The organism is Saccharopolyspora indica (assembly GCF_027853965.1).
Classification (GTDB): Bacteria; Actinomycetota; Actinomycetes; order Mycobacteriales; family Pseudonocardiaceae; genus Saccharopolyspora; species Saccharopolyspora indica.
The window spans coordinates 148228-164086 of record NZ_JAQGLB010000003.1; the positions used below are offsets into that span (position 1 = coordinate 148228).

15 protein-coding genes are annotated in these 15859 nt (G+C 71.4%); 3 read left to right on the forward strand and 12 right to left on the reverse strand.

Annotation, left to right across the window (positions count from 1 at the left end; translation table 11 throughout):
• Window positions 1-12: 12 nt before the first annotated feature.
• From OU416_RS08065 to OU416_RS08105, 9 genes are all read right to left on the reverse strand, one after another.
• Entirely contained in the window at window positions 13-903 is an 891-nt protein-coding gene (locus tag OU416_RS08065) for a VOC family protein (RefSeq protein WP_270926217.1), read from the reverse strand.
• Between the two features lie 29 nt (window positions 904-932).
• Window positions 933-2117 carry an acyl-CoA dehydrogenase family protein gene (locus OU416_RS08070; protein WP_270926218.1) on the reverse strand — a complete coding sequence of 395 codons (1185 nt, stop codon included), beginning with the start codon at window positions 2115-2117 and terminating at the stop codon, window positions 933-935.
• Window positions 2118-2306: 189 nt separating this feature from the next.
• The gene (locus tag OU416_RS08075; protein WP_270926219.1) at window positions 2307-2681 is read right to left on the reverse strand and encodes an SgcJ/EcaC family oxidoreductase; all 375 of its coding nucleotides are present in this window, start codon (window positions 2679-2681) and stop codon (window positions 2307-2309) included.
• A 14-nt stretch (window positions 2682-2695) separates the two neighbouring features.
• Window positions 2696-2914, reverse strand: a complete 219-nt coding sequence (locus OU416_RS08080) for a hypothetical protein (RefSeq protein ID WP_270926220.1) — start codon at window positions 2912-2914, stop codon at window positions 2696-2698.
• Window positions 2915-2927: 13 nt separating this feature from the next.
• The gene (locus OU416_RS08085) at window positions 2928-4094 is read right to left on the reverse strand and encodes a Rieske 2Fe-2S domain-containing protein (RefSeq protein ID WP_270926221.1); all 1167 of its coding nucleotides are present in this window, start codon (window positions 4092-4094) and stop codon (window positions 2928-2930) included.
• Window positions 4095-4274: 180 nt separating this feature from the next.
• Entirely contained in the window at window positions 4275-5048 is a 774-nt protein-coding gene (locus OU416_RS08090) for an SDR family NAD(P)-dependent oxidoreductase (protein WP_270926222.1), read from the reverse strand.
• A 14-nt stretch (window positions 5049-5062) separates the two neighbouring features.
• Window positions 5063-6595, reverse strand: coding sequence for an FAD-binding protein (locus OU416_RS08095; protein WP_270926223.1), 1533 nt, complete (start codon window positions 6593-6595; stop codon window positions 5063-5065).
• Window positions 6596-6669: 74 nt separating this feature from the next.
• Window positions 6670-8364: a 3-ketosteroid-delta-1-dehydrogenase gene (locus tag OU416_RS08100; protein WP_270926224.1), complete on the reverse strand. Its 1695-nt coding sequence runs from the start codon at window positions 8362-8364 to the stop codon at window positions 6670-6672.
• A 99-nt stretch (window positions 8365-8463) separates the two neighbouring features.
• Window positions 8464-9312 (reverse strand): SDR family NAD(P)-dependent oxidoreductase, encoded by an 849-nt coding sequence (locus tag OU416_RS08105; RefSeq protein ID WP_270926225.1) that lies wholly within the window; start codon window positions 9310-9312, stop codon window positions 8464-8466.
• A 324-nt stretch (window positions 9313-9636) separates the two neighbouring features.
• Here OU416_RS08105 and OU416_RS08110 point away from each other — a divergent pair, with 324 nt between their 5' ends.
• The 3 genes from OU416_RS08110 to OU416_RS08120 all read left to right on the forward strand — a co-directional run bounded on the left by OU416_RS08110 (window position 9637) and on the right by OU416_RS08120 (window position 12289).
• Window positions 9637-10503: an IclR family transcriptional regulator gene (locus tag OU416_RS08110; RefSeq protein ID WP_270926226.1), complete on the forward strand. Its 867-nt coding sequence runs from the start codon at window positions 9637-9639 to the stop codon at window positions 10501-10503.
• A gap of 99 nt (window positions 10504-10602) precedes the next feature.
• On the forward strand, window positions 10603-11469 hold the full coding sequence (locus tag OU416_RS08115; protein ID WP_270926227.1) for an alpha/beta fold hydrolase: 867 nt from the start codon (window positions 10603-10605) through the stop codon (window positions 11467-11469).
• A gap of 253 nt (window positions 11470-11722) precedes the next feature.
• A complete protein-coding gene (locus OU416_RS08120) occupies window positions 11723-12289 on the forward strand; it encodes a TetR/AcrR family transcriptional regulator (RefSeq protein ID WP_270926228.1) in 567 nt (188 codons plus the stop codon).
• 21 nt (window positions 12290-12310) lie between these two features.
• On the opposite strand, the gene OU416_RS08125 is transcribed toward OU416_RS08120, so the two are convergent.
• From OU416_RS08125 to OU416_RS08135, 3 genes are read right to left on the reverse strand one after another with little or no spacing between them, the layout of a single operon-like run.
• On the reverse strand, window positions 12311-13123 hold the full coding sequence (locus OU416_RS08125) for a 2-keto-4-pentenoate hydratase (protein ID WP_270926229.1): 813 nt from the start codon (window positions 13121-13123) through the stop codon (window positions 12311-12313).
• A 58-nt stretch (window positions 13124-13181) separates the two neighbouring features.
• Window positions 13182-14792: a flavin-containing monooxygenase gene (locus tag OU416_RS08130; RefSeq protein ID WP_270926230.1), complete on the reverse strand. Its 1611-nt coding sequence runs from the start codon at window positions 14790-14792 to the stop codon at window positions 13182-13184.
• On the reverse strand, window positions 14789-15727 hold the full coding sequence (locus OU416_RS08135; protein ID WP_270926231.1) for an alpha/beta hydrolase: 939 nt from the start codon (window positions 15725-15727) through the stop codon (window positions 14789-14791). The genes OU416_RS08130 and OU416_RS08135 overlap by 4 nt, the downstream gene beginning before the upstream one ends.
• Window positions 15728-15859 lie beyond the last annotated feature (132 nt).

The window sequence follows — 15859 nt, forward strand, 5'->3', positions numbered from 1 at the left end:
CCATCGGGTGGGTCAGGAGCTGAAGTCCCACTTGTGACCCCAGTAGCTGTCCGCGGTGATCTCCTCCGCCGTGTAGGAGTCCTGGTCGACCAGCATTCCGTCGCAGCCGACCTCGAGGTCCCAGCCGCCCGGGGTCCGGACGTAGAAGGAGACCATCTTGTCGTTGGTGTGGCGGCCCAGCGTGGACGAGACGTGGAAACCGGCGTCCACCACCCGGTCCAGCGCGCGGCCGACCTGGTCGAGGTCTTCCAGCTCCACCATGATGTGCACCAGGGCGGGCGCCTTGAGGTCGGGCGAGGGCAGCAGCGCGAGGCTGTGGTGCCGCGCGTTCACGCCCATGAACCGCAGCCGCACCGGGCCGTGCTCCGGCGGTGCGGGCAGCCGGTACGCGCCGCGGGGCAGGAAGCCGAGCGTTTCGGCGTAGAACCGGTACGCCTCGCCGAGGTCGCTGACCGGGACCACGACGTGGCCCAGGCCCAGCCGACCGGTGACGAAGCGGTTGTCGAACTTCGTCGCCACCGGGCTGTGGTCCAGCGCGGGGCCGTGGAAGATCTCCAGCGGGGTGCCGCCCGGGGCCTCGAAGGTGATGCCCGCTTCCACCCTGCGGGTGTCGGCCTCCTCCAGCGTCAGCGGCTTCGGGGCGAGCCCGGCCGCTTCCACCGCGGCCTGGACCCGCTGCAGGGCCAGGTGGTCGCGGACCTCCCAGCCCACGGCCTCCACCTTGTCCTCGTCGCCCGGGAGCACCACGATCCGGCCGATCCGCTCGTCCAGGCGCAGGTACAGCGCGTCGGTCTCCGGACCGCTGCCCTCGGCGAAACCGATGGTGTCGTTGGCGAACTCGCGCCAGGCGTCGAGATCCGTGGCGCGGACTCGGACGTAGCCCAGCGAGCTGATGTCGGTCATGACTTCCTCTCCAGTCGTGGATCGCGGTTTCAGATCAGGGCCCGGAGCTGCTCGGCGGGTTCGATCCCCATCGAGGTCAGGGCGTTCGAGTGGTAGATCGAGCCGGGGATGTGGATGGCGTGCTGGAGGCCGACGTGCGCGTCGCGCCAGAACCGCTGCACCGCGTTGCTGCGGCGCACCGCGTTCCCGCCGGAGCGGGCGAAGATCTCGTCGACCGCCGACACCGCGCGCCACGCGCAGCGGACCTGGTTGCGGCGCACCGTCGAGCGGTCCTCGAAGGTGATCGGCTCACCGGCTTCCGCCCGGTCGTGGAGGCGGCTGATGCCGTCGAGCAGCTGCGTGCGGGAAGCCGCGATCTCCGCTGCCGCCTCGGAGATCGCGTACAGCGTGTGCGGATCGTCGCGGACCCGCGTGCCCGCCGCCATGACCCGGTCCCGCTGGTAGTCGAGGTGGCAGGCCAGGGCGCCCTCCGCGATGCCGACGACCGCCGAGGTGATGCCCAGCGGGAACATCGTCCAGAACGGCAGCCGGTACACCGTTTCGGTCCGGCCGGCGCGCTCGGCGGCGCGCTCTCCGCTGGCGACCTCCTCGGAGTCGATCGTCCGGTAGGCCGGGATGAACGCGCCGTCGACGACGACGTCCTTGCTCCCGGTGCCGCACAGGCCGATGACGTCCCAGGAGTCGTCGACGATCGCGTAGTCCCGCCGCGGCAGGACCACGTGCAGCACCTTGGACGGTTGGGCGGGCTTGCCGTCGGCGTCGCCGACCAGCGCGCCGAGGAAGATCCAGTCGCAGTGGTCGGTGCCGGAGGAGAACTGCCACCGTCCCTTGAGGACGTATCCGCCCTCGGCAGGGGTGGCGATGCCGCTGGGCATGTACGGCGAGGCGATCCAGGTGTCCGGGTTCTCGCCCCAGACCTCCTGCTGGAGCCGCCGGTCCATGAGCGCCATCTCCCACGGGTGGACCCCGCCCACCCCGCACACCCAGCCGGTCGACCCGCAGGCCTTCGCGACGGCCATCACGGCTTCGGCGAAATCGCGCGGGTGGGCCGCGTACCCGCCGAAGTCGGTCGGCTGCAGCAGCCGCATGACCCCGGCTTCGCGCACCAGCTTGACGCTCTCGTCCGCCAGCCTGCCCAACCGCTCGCTGTCCTGCGCGGTCGCCGCGAGCCGGCCGGCGACCTCTTCCACTCGGCGAACCACCTCGTGCGCCATGCACGCACCTCCGGACTGCTCGGACGACTGATTCCGCCACCGGTCCGCGGCGGTTCGATGAAGCTAGGTCCGGCGTGCCGACGGGCCCACCCCTGCTCCCGCTGACCGGGACCCGCGGCCGCGAACCCGGCGCTGATCTCGCGATGCAGGAAGCGCAATCCCCGACGTCCGGGCACCCCTCCCAGCGGATCACCGGGTGAGGCGGACGTCCTCGGGGGACCAGAACGCCCGCATGCTCGTGATCCGGCCCGCTTCGTCGAAGGTCATGACGTCGATCGGCTCGATCTCGGCGGCACCGTCCGGCAGCTCGGTGCGGACGCGGAAGTGGAACGCGGCGCTGTCACCGGCGACGCGGACCGCGAGCAGTTCGACGTCCTGGCGCATGTTCTCCAGGGCGGAGTAGAACTCGGTGATCGCGGCCCGGCCGCGGACCGGTTGGCTGCCCACCGGGTCCTCGAGCGCGGCGTCCTCGGCGTAGAGGGCCGCGACCTCCGCCGCGCTTCCGGTCGCGACGGCTTTCAGGTAGCTCGCGACGACGTCGCGGATCACGGACTGCTCCGGCATGGCTCCTCCTCGTGTCACGACGTGTCCATCCGGAGCTCCCCGCGCCGCACCGCCTTTTCGATGCTGTCGCGCAGCCGCAGGCACGTCAGGACCGTCGCGCGGTCGGCGGTCGGGCGCTGCGCGAGCTCCGCGCAGCGGTCGGTGTCGGTCGTCCACTGCACTTGCGTGTGGGCCGGGCTGTTCTTCTTGACCAGCACGCACGTGCCGCAGCTGCGGCAGGACAAGGGCTGCACCTGCTGCCTCCGATCAGGCGGTGGGAGCGCTGTCGTCCACGATCACGCGGCCGTTGGCCAGGTTGTCGTCGACCTCGGCCTGCCAGAACTCGATCGCGCGCTCGGTGTCGATCTCGAACTCGAACCGCCGGTTCATCTCCGGGGTCACGTCCTCGACGTCGACGTAGAACTGCTCGTACCAGCGCCGCAGCTGGTAGACCGGCCCGTCCTCCTCGCACAGCAGCGGGTTGTCGATGCGGGTCTTGTTCTGCCAGATCTCGACGTCCTGCAGGAAGCCCTTCTCGACACCTGCGGCGAAGCCCTGCGCCATCTGCTCGGCGTCCTCGTCGGACATCCCCGCGGGCTTCTTGACCATCGCGCCCCACTGCAGCACGAAGCTGTTGGGGGACACCGGGTAGTGGCAGTTGATCAGCACCGTCTCGATCGTCGTCTCGCCGGTGTCGCTCCACAGGTAGTCGATCATGTAGGAGGGCCCGTAGTAGGAGGCGCTCGAGCGCAGCGTGCTGTCGTCGCTGTAGTTCGTGCCGATCTTCACGTCCGGCCGGGCCTTGCTGTGCATCGTCTGGGTGGCGATGTGGCCTTCGAAGACGTTCTTGAAGTAGGTCGGGAACGAGTAGTGGATGTAGAAGAAGTGGGCCATGTCCACCACGTTGTCCACGATCTCGCGGCAGTTCGAGCCGTCGATCCGCAGCGAGTTCCACGTCCACGAGGTCCACTCGTCCGAACCGACGCCGGGGATCTCCGGGATGGTCACCTCCGGCGGCGGCTGCTCGCCCTGCGGGTCGTTCCACACGAACAGCTGCCCGTTGCGCTCCAGCGCGGTCCACGCCTTCGTGCGCGCCCGCGGCGGCACCCGCCGCGCGTACGGGATGCTCGCGCAGCGCCCGCTGCCCGACCAGCGCCAGTCGTGGAACGGGCAGGCGACCTCGTCGCCCTTGACCTCGCCCCGGCTCAGGTCACCGCCCATGTGCGGGCAGTAGGCGTTGAGCACGTTCAGCGTCCCGCCGCTGTCGGCGAACACCACCAGCTTGGTGCCGAAGGCCTCGATCGCGTGGGGCTTGCCGTCCCGGTAGTCCTCGGCGAGGCCGAGGCAGTGCCAGCCTCGCGCGTAGCGGGTCGGCGGAGCCTCCGCCTCGATCACCCGCACCTCGTGCTCATCGGCCGTCCGCGGTGATGCCATGAGGAACTCCTCCGACTCCGTCTCGTGGATCCGCCCCCATGGTGGGAACTCCGGGCCACCGGCAACAGACCTCCTCCCGCTCAACGAGACCGGCTTTCGGCGTCCGGATCCCGCGATTTCAATGGAAGTTTGATCAGGTACCCCGCGGGGAGCGAGGTCGACGAGCGGGTGGACGTCGGATCAGTCGAGCGAGCCGAGGCGATCGCTGGCCGTGACTCCGCCGTCGACGAAGACCGTGCTGCCCGTGACGAAACTGGCTTCGTCGCTGAGCAGGAAGCGGACGACGGAACCGACCTCGTCCGGCTGCCCGACCCGGCCCAGCATCGCGTCGCCGCGCATCCGGGGCCCGCGCCGGGCGTCGGCGAGGCTGCGGCGGAGCATCGGAGTCTCGATGTAGCCCGGGCAGACCGCGTTCACCCGGACCCCTGCGCGGCCGAGCTGCGCGGCCAGCGATCGCGTCAGCCCGAGGACTCCGGCCTTGGAGGCGCTGTAGGACGGGATGTTCGCCTGCCCGAGCGTCGCGTTGATGGACGAGATCGCCACCACGGCCGAGCCCGGCAGCGCGGTCAGGTCGTCGGCGAGCGCGGCGGTCCCGTAGGCGAAGGCGGTGAGGTTGACGTCGAACACGCGCTGCCACGCCTCCAGCGGGACCTCCGTCATCGGCGTCGAGTCGACGATCCCGGCGCAGTGCACGAAACCGCCCATCCTGCCGACGATCCGCCGGGCCGCCGCGAGCGCGTCGTCGTACCGGGACACGTCGGCGACGTCGATCCCGGTCGCGACGGCCGGCACGCCGTCGTCCTGCTCGATCCGCGCCGCGACGGCGGCCACACCGCGTTCGTCGCGGTCCCACAGGACCGTCGGCCGCCCGGCGGCGGCCAGCGCGCGAGCGCAGGCGGCACCGATCCCGGAGGCGGCGCCGGTGATCAGCACCGGTGTGTTCGGCGAAGACATCGTGCTCCTCGTGGTCAGCGGGTGAGCATGTCCAGTGCGGCGAGGTGGCTGAACACCATGCAGGCCCCGATCGGGTTGCCCCCGCCCGGGTAAGTGGTCCCGCTGACCGCGGCCATCGAGTTGCCCGCGGCGTACAGACCGGGGATCACCTCGCCCGAGGTGGTGAGCACCCGGGCGCTCGCATCGGTGCGCAGGCCGCCCTTGGTGCCGAGGTCGGAGACGCCGAAGGCGGCGGCGTGGAACGGGCCGTGCTCGATCGGCACCAGCGGGGATCCCCCGTCCGCGAACGACCGGTCGTACGGCTCGTCGCCCCGGTGGAAGTCCTCGTCCGCCCCGGCGGCCGCGAAGCCGTTGAACCGCGTCACGGTCCGCTCCAGGTTCTCGGCGGGAACGCCGATCTTCTCCGCGAGCTCGGCCAGCGTGCCCGCGCTGAACCACAGCCCGGCGTCGACGTAGTCGCCGGTCTCCCCCATCGGGACGCTCGTCGAGCGCACCGGCGGCCGCTCGCCCTCGCGGTCGTCGTAGATCATCCAGAACGGCAGCGCCATCCGGTCCTCGCCGAGGCGGTCGAGGACGACGCGGCCGATCCGGTCGTACGGCCAGGACTCGTTGACGAAGCGCTCGCCCCGGCCGTCGACGAAGATGCCGCCGGTGAACCACAGCGAGAACGTCGACGTGCCGTCCGGGTGGGTGATGCCCGGCGACCACCAGGCCTCCGACATCAGGTCGGTGCCCGCGCCGACGTCGATCCCGGCCCGGATCGCCTTGCCCAGGTTCTCCGCCGGTCCCATCGTGTCGCGCGCCGCGCCCGGCACGCCGTGCTCGCTCCGCATCTCCTGGTTCCGCTCGAACCCGCCGGAGGCGATCAGCACGCCGCGCCGCGCGCGGATCCGCCGCCGCTCGCCGCGTTCGGCGACCACCGCGCCGATCACCTCGCCGTCCGAGATCACCAGCTCGTCGCACACCGATTCGCGCCGCAGCCCGACGGAGTCCTTCTTGGACAGTGCGAGCAGCAGCCTGCCGATCAGCGCCTGACCACCGATGAGCAGGTTCGGCAGCGGTGCACCCGCGCGCTCGACGTCCACCGGTGGCCGGAGCTGCTCCCGCAGCGAGCCGATCCGCTCCGGCGGCATCGGCATCGGCATGATGTGCCGTCCGGTCGCGCTGGCCCCCGGCGCCGACCCGAAGTAGTCGGGCCAGGGGTAGACGATGAACTCGAAGTCGTCGTCGCCCTCCAGGTAGTCGACCAGCCGGGCGCCGTTGTCCAGGAACGCGTCCTGCAGCTCGCGGGGCGTGCGGTCGCCCACCACCGCGCGGAAGTAGGTCTTCGCCTCCTCCGGGGTGTCCTGGTCGCCGGCCCGCGCGAGCACCGCGTTGCCCGGGAACCACAGCCCGCCGCCGGAATACGCCGTGGTGCCGCCGAACTTGTCGGTCGCCTCGACCACCAGCACCGAAAGCCCCTCGCGGGACGCGGTGTACGCCCCGGTCAGCGCGCCGCCGCCGGAACCGACCACCAGCACGTCGCACTCATCGTCCCAGATCGCCATGGGAGCACGATGCTCGTCGGGCGCCCCGCCGCGGCGGACCGGTCCCACTGACCGGGAGGGGCTTCCCGCCGTCGTCAGCCTCGGCTCGCGGCGTGCTCGGCCACCGCGGTGCCGTAGACGAGGCCCTGGCCGATGGTGGCTCCAGCACCCGGGTAGGTGGCGCCGAAGGCGTTCGCCGCGGTGTTCCCGATCGCGTAGAGCCCGTCGATCGGGGACTCGTCCGGCCGCAGCACGCGCCCGTGACCGTCCGCGCGCAGGCCACCGCAGGTGCCGAGGTCGCCGAGGACGATCCGCACCGCGTGCAGCGGGCCGTCGAGGGGGCGCAGGTTCGGGTTCGGCACGACGGTCGGGTCGCCGTAGTAGCGGTCGTACGCGCTGGCTCCGCGGTGGAAGTCGTCGTCCACGCCCGCTGCGGCCAGCTCGTTGAACCGGCGCAGGGATGCGACGAACGCGTCTGCCGGCAGCCCCGCTCGGTGCGCCAGGTCCGCCGGGTCGGGCGACCGGTGCGCGATGCCTGCTTCGTACCAGCGCTCCGGCAGCGCCATCCGCGGGAACAGCCCGCCCGCGTAGACGTAGCTGTTGCGGTAGCGCTGGTCGAACACCATCCACATCGCTCCGACGGCGTCGCCGGAGCGCTCCCGCTCCAGCACTCGCTGGCCGAAGCTCATGTAGTCGGTGGACTCGTTGACGAACCGGCGCCCGTGCCGGTCGACGATGAACGATCCCGGCAGCGACCGTTCCGCGAGCAGCACCGACGGTGCCCCGCCGGGCAGCGGAGCCACGGCCGGGAACCACCACGCCTGGTCCATCAGAGCGATGTCGGCCCCGGCCTCCTGGCCGATCCTGATGGCATCGCCGGTGTTGCCCTTGTTCCCGAGGCTCCAGCCGGGTTCGAGCGCCTCCGACTGGAACTCCTTGCGCCACGCGATGTCGTGGTCGAAGCCACCGGCCGCGAGCACGACGCCGCGCCGGGACCGCACCGCCACCTCACGTTCGCCCTGCTCGAGCACAACGCCCGTCACCCGGCCGCCGTCGGTGGTCAGCCGCTGCAAGGAGGTTCGCGTCCACACCGGGATCCCGGCCCGGAGCACGCCCCCGTACAGGCCCGCGGCGAGCGCCTGGCCGCCCGCGACGTACTCGCGGCCGAGCAGCTTCCCGCCGATGCCCTGCGCCATCCGCAGCGCCACCCGCGGCACGCCGCGGCCCGGCACCCGGGCCATGAGGTTCATCCACTTGTAGTCGTAGCCGGTGATCGGCATCGGCACCGGCGACTTCAGCGCCGACGAGCGCAGCCGGGCGCGTTCGGCACCCAGCGTCGCGACGTCGAAGGGCCTGCACTCGCAGCTGCGGCCGGCCGCGACACCGCCGGGCAGCTCCGGGTGGTAGTCGGAGTAGCCCTTGCTCCACATGAAGCGCATCGACGTGGTCCGCCGCAGCATCCGGATCGTCTCGTCGCCGTGGCGCAGGAAGCTCTCCCACCGCTCGTCCGGCGAGGTGCCGCGGACGACGGAGCGCAAGTACTCCTCGGCGCGCTCGGGCGAGTCGACCGCGCCCTCCTCCGCCAGCAGCGAGCTCGCCGGGATCCAGAACGCGCCACCGGACAACGCCGTCGAGCCGCCGACGTAGTCGGTCTTCTCGACGATCAGGACGTCGAGGCCCCGCTCGTGCGCGGCGAGCGCGGCGGCCATCCCGGTGCCGGAACCGATCACGACGAGGTCGACCGTCGTATCACGCGCGGGAGTGGGAGCGGGCGGTGTGCTCGTGGGCATCGACGTCTCCTCGCCGTGGTGCTGGTGCTGCGCGGCATCGCACCACCGCCGCGACCTGCGGTGAAGTGTTCCTCCCGCTCAACGGGACTGGCCCGTTGGCTACTCCGCCGCGGCGAACCGGCTCCGGTGCGGCACCGGTGCACGGCGGTTCACCAGCTGGTCGGCGCGCGCCGCCATGGCCGCGTGCACGAGCTCGGGGTGGGTGACGATGTAGAACTCGCCGCGCGCCGCCTGCGCCACGATGGTCTCCGCCGCTTCGTCGGCGCTGATGGCCTGCTCGCCGATGGCCAGCATGGTCTTGCGGTGCTCCTCGGCGGCCGCGACGTCGCCGGACTCGACGCCGCCCGCGGAACGGAAGATGTCGGACTCCACCAGTCCCGGCAGCACCGCCGAGACGACGATGTCGGCGCCGATCTCGGCGATCTCCTGGTGCAGGCACTCGGTCAAGGCCAGCACCGCGTGCTTGCTCATGATGTACGGCGCCTGCAGGGGCAGCGAGGTGACCGCGCCGAGCGAGGCGAGCGCGAGCACGTGACCGCGCCGACCAGCGGCGATCATGCCGGGCAGGAAGGCCCTGATGCCGTGGAAGACCCCGCTGATGTTGACGTCCACGACGCGTCGCCAGTTCGCCGGCGAGACGTCCCACAGGTAGCCGAACTGCTCGACGCCGGCGTTGTTGATCAGCAGCCGGACCGGGCCGAACTCCGCCGCCACCTGGCGGGCCAGCCGGTCCACCGCATCGGGGTCCCGGACGTCGACGACGCGCGGCACCACGCGCTCCCCCAGCTCGTCGGCGATGCGGTGCGCGGCTCGCGCGTCGACGTCGGCGGCGATCACGGTCATGCCGAGATCACCGGCGAGGTGCCTGGTCAGCCCGGCACCGATACCGGCCCCGGCCCCGGTCACCACGGCGAGACCGCCGCCGAAGACCTCTCGTGCTGCGGACATGGAATTCCTCCAACGGAACCGTTCCAGAGGGAACCACCGGAACCCGGTCGGTCCACAGTGGGCCCGGATCAGCCTGCCACGGGATCCACCCGCCCGCAGATCCTCGCCCGGCAGGAGCGAAGACGACCGGAGGCGGCGGTTCAACGGGCACTCCCGCTGTGCGGGACGCGACCGAGCATTGATCACCCGCATCACCAACGTCCGGTTTCCTGCTTCCGCACAACGGATTTCACCGCTCGGACGCTTTCCGGCCGCGCTCGCCGCTGCTAGCATGCCGTTAGAATCAATTTCATTCCGCCGATCGAGCCGATCGAGAGGTGTGGCATGACCTCAACGTTGAGGACGAGTGCCGAGCAGCGCGTCCCGCCGTCCATGGTGGAGCGGCTGACGCTGATCCTGGACCTGTTCGAACGCCCGCACACCCACCAGACGTTGGAGGACGTGACCCGGCGGACCCGCCTCCCCCGCTCCACGGCCCACCGGATCCTGGACCAGCTCGTCCGCCTGCGGTGGCTCGACCACACGACGGCCGGGTACCGGCTGGGCAAGCGCGCGCTCGGGCTCGGCGGCCGCGAGATCGGGCAGAACGCCCTGCGCAGCGCGGCGGCGCCGGTGCTCCACGACCTGGCGATCCGCACCGAACTGGTCGTGCACCTGGCGGTCCTCGTCGACACCGAGGTGTACTACCTGGACAAGGTGGGCGGCCGCTCCGCCGTCGAAGTGCCCTCGCGCGTCGGCGGCCGCGCCCCGGCGCACTGCACGGCGCTCGGCAAGGCGATGCTCGCCTGGCTGCCGCCGGAACGGGTCGAGGCCGAGTACGGCAACGCGGCGCGCCGCACCGCGCGCAGCATCGCCGATCCCGGTGTCCTGCACCAGGAACTGGACCGGATCCGGCGCCGCCGCGGGTTGGCCTTCGAACGTGGTGAGTGCTTCCCGAAGGTCGGCTGCGTCGGCATCGCGCTGCGCGGCCGGGACGGCCCGGTGGCCGCGATCTCGCTGGTGGGCGACGCGCAGTCGCCCCTGGAGCGGGTCGCTCCGCTGCTCATCAAGGCCGCCCACGCCGTCTCGACCGAACTCGCCGACGTCGCGGGCGTGCCGAAGCAGCCGCGACCGGACTTCGCGATCACCCAGCAGTCGTGGCCGAACGAGCCGGTGGCCCAGCTGCTGGCCGTCGGTGGTGACTGGTTGTGACCAGGTCCCGCTGTGCGAGATGGGCCCGCCCGCGCGAGCCCGCCTGCTCCTACGGTCCGGAATCGCCAACAGCGTCCTGACCGGAGGGTCCTGCACACCATGATCGAAACGACGTACGAGAGCACCTCGCGGGAGCTGCGCACCGACGAAGGCGTGCTGCGCTACCACGAAGCCGGGCAGGGACCGCCGCTGCTGATGCTGCACGGTTCGGGCCCCGGCGTGACCGGCTGGCGCAACTACCGCGGCAACCTCGCGGTGTTCGCCGAGCACTTCCGCTGCCTCGTGCTGGAGTTCCCGGGGTTCGGCGTCAGCGACCCGACCGACGAGCACCCGATGGTCGCCGCGCCGGGCGCGGTGCTGCGGTTCCTGCGCGGGCTGGGCCTCGACCAGGTGGACGTCATCGGCAACTCGATGGGCGGCATCGTGGCGGCCAACCTCGCGATCGCCCGGCCCGGCCTGTTCCGGCGCATCGTGACCATCGGCGGGGTCGGCCGCAACATCTTCAGCCCCTCACCCGGCGAGGGCATCAAGCTGCTCGTGGACTTCACCGAGGACCCGACCCGGGAGAAGCTGGTCCGCTGGCTGCACTCGATGGTCTTCGACCCGGCGGTGGTGACCGAGGAGATGATCGAGGAGCGCTGGCAGCAGGCCACCGATCCGAAGACCCTCGAATCCGCGCGCCGCATGTACAGCCGCGAAGCGATGGCGGCCGCCGCTGCCGCCTCCGACCAGGCGCCGTACTGGGCGATGCTGCACAAGATCACGGCACCGACGCTGATCACCTGGGGGCGCGACGACCGGGTCAGCCCGGTCGACATGGCGCTGCTGCCGATGCGGACCATCCCCCGCGCCGAAGTGCACGTGCTCCCCGACTGCGGGCACTGGGCGATGATCGAGCAGAAGGCGGCCTGGGAGAGCGCTGTCCTGGCCTTCCTCACCCGACCGGACGGCCAACCCACCGGCTGAAGAACTGTTGTTACCCGATTTGCGTAGCGGTGCAGGTAGCGGAACCTCAGACGCCGTCTGAGAACCCGCGGCGGTGCCAGCTGCGAGGGTGGGCTAAACGCCTCCGGCGTTTCACAGACAAGGACCGAAGAGAAGACCGAAACCGATACGAGGTGCGATCCGCTCCCGCCTCTATCCTGGGGCTCGGACCAGGCGCGACCGGAACGGGGGAACAGTGGCCAGAATCGCCGAGGCGCGGCCGCCCGCATCTCCGATGTCCGAGGAGCAGGCCGCGCGCCGGGACCGCATCCTCGACGCCGCCACCGAGCTCGGCGCCCGGGCCGACCTCGACCACGTGCAGATGAACGACGTGGCCAAGGACGCCGGGGTCGCGATCGGGACGCTCTACCGCTACTTCCCGTCCAAGACGCACCTGTTCGCCGCGGTGTTCGAGGCCCAGCTCGGCGCGTTCCTCGGACGGTTGTGGCCGACCGAGAGCGAGGACCTCGTCAGCGACATCGGCGAGGTCCTCGTATCGCTGAGCCAGGAGCTGCTCCGGCGCCCCCGGCTGTGCGCGGCGATGGTGCAGAGCGCCGCCACCAACTACACCTCGGGCCCGTTCGGGTCCGCGGAACGCGATTCGGCGCTCTTCCACGCGATCCTGGACACCCTCACCCGGTCCGCGCCCGGCGGAGAGGTCGAGAGCACCGTCCGCCTGCTGGTGTTCAGCTGGTGGGGCGTGCTCATCTCCCGGCTCAGCGGCAAGACCACCGCCGGGCAGGCCGAAGCCGACATCCGGCTGGCTGCGCAGCGGTTGGTCGGGCCGTTGCTGTCCCTCTGACGGACGCCGGTCGAGCGCGGATCAGGAGAACGTGGCGGTGACCTCGCCGAGCGGGTCGATCTCAGCGCGGAAGCTCATCCCCGGGCTCGCCGGGACCAACGGGCCCAGCGCCCCGGAGAGCACGATCTGCCCGGCTCGCAGCGGGTCGCCGAAGGACCGCGCGGTGCGGGCCAGCCAGGCGAGCGCGGCGAGCGGATCGCCCAAGCACGCGGTCCCGTCGCCCTCCGAGACCAGTTCTCCGTCGGCGTAGAGCCGCATGGTGGCCTCCCGCGGCTCGAACTCGTCGAGCGAGAACCGCCGGTCGGCCAGCACGAACAGCCCGCTGGAGGCGTTGTCGGCGATGGTGTCGGTGATCGCGATGTCCCACCCGGCGATCCGGCTGTCGACGATCTCCAGCGCGGGCACCGCGTGGTCCACCGCGGTGCGCACGCGCGCCACGTCCAGCTCACCGTCGGCGAGGTCTTCGGCCAGCACGAAGGCGATCTCGGCTTCGACCCGCGGCTGAAGCAGGCGGCCGGACGGGATCTCGGCCCGGCCGGAGACGTCCATGTCGGCGAAGAGCACCCCGAAATCGGGCTGGTCGACGCCCATCTGCCGCTGGACGGCGGGCGAGGTCAGCCCGATCTTGCGGCCCACCGGCACCGCTCCCCCGCTCTCCCGCCGCCGCGCGAGCTCCTGCTGCACGGCGTAGGCGAGGGCGATGTCGGTGTCGCCGAGCACGTCCCGCACCGGTGCCGCGGGCGTTGCCGTCCGTTCGGCTCCGCTGAGGCGGGCGACCGCGTCCGCGATCGAGAGGTCTTCGGAATTCCCGGAACCGGCTGTCGATGCAAGCACGCCACCACGTTCGCACGCTTCTCCCGGCGACCCCAGCGCGAGTCCCGCTGTTCAGGACTCAGCGGGAGGTGAACACGAACCCCTCGTAGCCGTCGTCCCGGATCGCGTCGCAGCGCCTGCGGTAGGCGCCCAGCCCGGCCACGTAGGGCATGAACCGGCGCGGCTTGCCCTCGATGTTCGCGCCCAGGTACCACGAGTTCGCGCGGGGGAACAGCGTGGCGTCCGCGGCCTGCTGGACGTGCTCGGTCCACTTGATCGCCGCGTCGCGGCGCACCTCCACCTGGGCGGCCCCGGTGTCGTCGGCGTGCCGGATCAGCCCGGCGAGCCAGTCGACCTGCTGCTCCGCGGTCAGCACCATGTTGGCCAGCACCGACGGCGAACCGGGGCCGTTGACGGTGAAGAGGTTCGGGAATCCCGGGATCTGCACGCCGAGGTAGGTCACCGGCCCCTCCGCCCACGCGTCCCGGATCCGGTCGCCGAGCGGCCCGGTGATGTCGACCCGCGTCAGCGCGCCGGTCATCGCGTCGAACCCGGTGGCGTAGACCAGCACGTCCAGCTCGTGGCACCCGGCGCTGGTCTCGACGCCCGCGGCGGTGATCCGCACGATCGGGTCCCGGCGCAGGTTGACCAGCGAGACCTCGTCCCGGTTGAACGTCTCGAAGTAGCCGGAATCGGTGCAGATCCGCTTGGTGCCGATGGGGTGATCGGTGGGGATCAGGTCCTCGGCGGTCCGCGGGTCCTGGACGATCTCCCGGATCTTGCGCGCGGCGAACTCGCGCGCGAAGTCGTTGGACGCGAGGTCGGTGAACTGGTCGGGGAAGGTCTTGCCGAACAGCACACCACCGCTGCGCCAGCCCGACTCCAGCGCGGCCTCGCGCTCCTCCGGGGTGCACTCCTGCGCGGGCTTCGGGTACGGCTCGTGCGTCGAACCACCGCCGCTCAGCCGCGATTTCCGCCGCCGCTCCGGGTACTCCGCGCGGATCCGGCGCTGCTCCTCGTCGGTGAGCTTCCGGTTCAGCGCGGGCACGCTGTAGTTCGGCGTGCGCTGGAAGACGGTGAGCGAGCGGGCCTGCTCGGCCAGGATCGGCACCGACTGGATCGCCGACGAACCGGTGCCGATGATGCCGACGCGCTTGCCCTCCAGCGATGGGCCCGGTTCCGGCCAGCGCGCGGTGAACAGCGTTTCGCCGGCGAAGGAGTCGGCACCGGGGATGTCCGGCTTGTTCGGCGCCGACAGGGATCCGGTGGCGAACACGAGGTAGCGCGCGATGTGCTCGTCGCCGTCCTCGGTGCGCGCGGTCCAGCGCGACGTCCGCTCGTCGAAGTGCGCCGCCGTGACCCGCTTCTCCAGCTGGACGTGCTGGCGCAGGCCGAAGCGGTCGGCCACGTGGTCGATGTAGGCGAGGATCTCCGGCTGGGTCGCGTAGCGCTCGCTCCACACCCAGTCGTTCTGCAGGTCGTCGTCGAACGAGTACGAGTAGTCGATGCTCTCCACGTCGCAACGGGCGCCCGGGTACCGGTTGAAGAACCAGGTGCCCCCGATGGCCGCACCGGCTTCGAGGCAGCCGACGTCGAGTCCGGCTTCGCGGAAGGCGTGCACGGCGTAGAGACCGGCGAATCCGGCCCCGACTACCAGGACATCGCGCACCCTGTGAGCTCCGGTGGTCATGGTGCTCCTCGCTTCGCGGCTTTGCGCAGGTCGTGCCACAGCAGGTCGCGGGCCGATCGCCCGGCACGCAGCGGCATGATGGTCAGGAATCCGTGGAACAGGCCCGGGTAGTGCCGATGCGTCACCGCCACCCCGTCCCGCGCCAGAGCCGCCGCGTAGGCCCGGCCGTCATCGGACAGCGGGTCCAGACCGGCGGTCACGACGATGGCCGGCGGCAGACCGCGGAGGGTGTCCGCGGTCAGCGGTTCGACCTGGTAGCGGGGCTCGACCGCACCGTCGGCGGGCAGGTACTGGCGCCAGTACCACTCCATGGCGGCCTTGGTGTTGCCGTAACCGGTGCCGCGCTCGCGGTAGCTCTCGGTGTCGCAAGAGGGGTCGAGGGCGGGGTAGATCAGCACTTGAGCCGCCACTCCGGGCCCTCCGGCGTCCCTGGCCATCAGGCAGGCGCTGGCCGCGAGGTTGCCGCCGGCGCTGTCACCGGCGATCAGCAGCCGGTCCGGGTCTCCCCCGAGGTCGCGGGCGTTCTCGGCGGCCCAGGTCAGCGCGGCGTAGGCGTCGTGGGCCGCGGCGGGTGCCTTGTGCTCGGGCGCCAGCCGGTAGTCCACCGAGATCACCACCGATTCCGTCCGCGCCGACAGCTCGCGGCAGAAGCCGTCGTGCGACTCGACGTCGCAGAACACGAAGCCGCCGCCGTGGCAGAAGACGACCACCGGTAGCGGTTCGTCCGCGTGGTGCGGGAAGTACAGGCGGACCGGAATCTCACCGCCGGGCCCGGGGATCCTGCGGTCCTCGGTCTTCGCCACGGCGTCCAGGTCGGTCACCGGTTGCCGCCGCGCCGCGATCGCGGCGCGCGCTTCGGGTCCGGTCATCTCCTCGACCCGCGGAAAACCCGCGTCGAGCGACCGGATGACCGCCGCGACCTCTTCGTCGAACACGATCGCCCTCCTCGACAGCCCCGCCCAAGCTGCGAAATTCCATACCGCGCAACGACTTACAAGCGCTTGGTGCGGTGGACCGTACACACCGGCGGACCGGCGGAGCGAGATCCGCTCCCGGTCAGTGGGCCC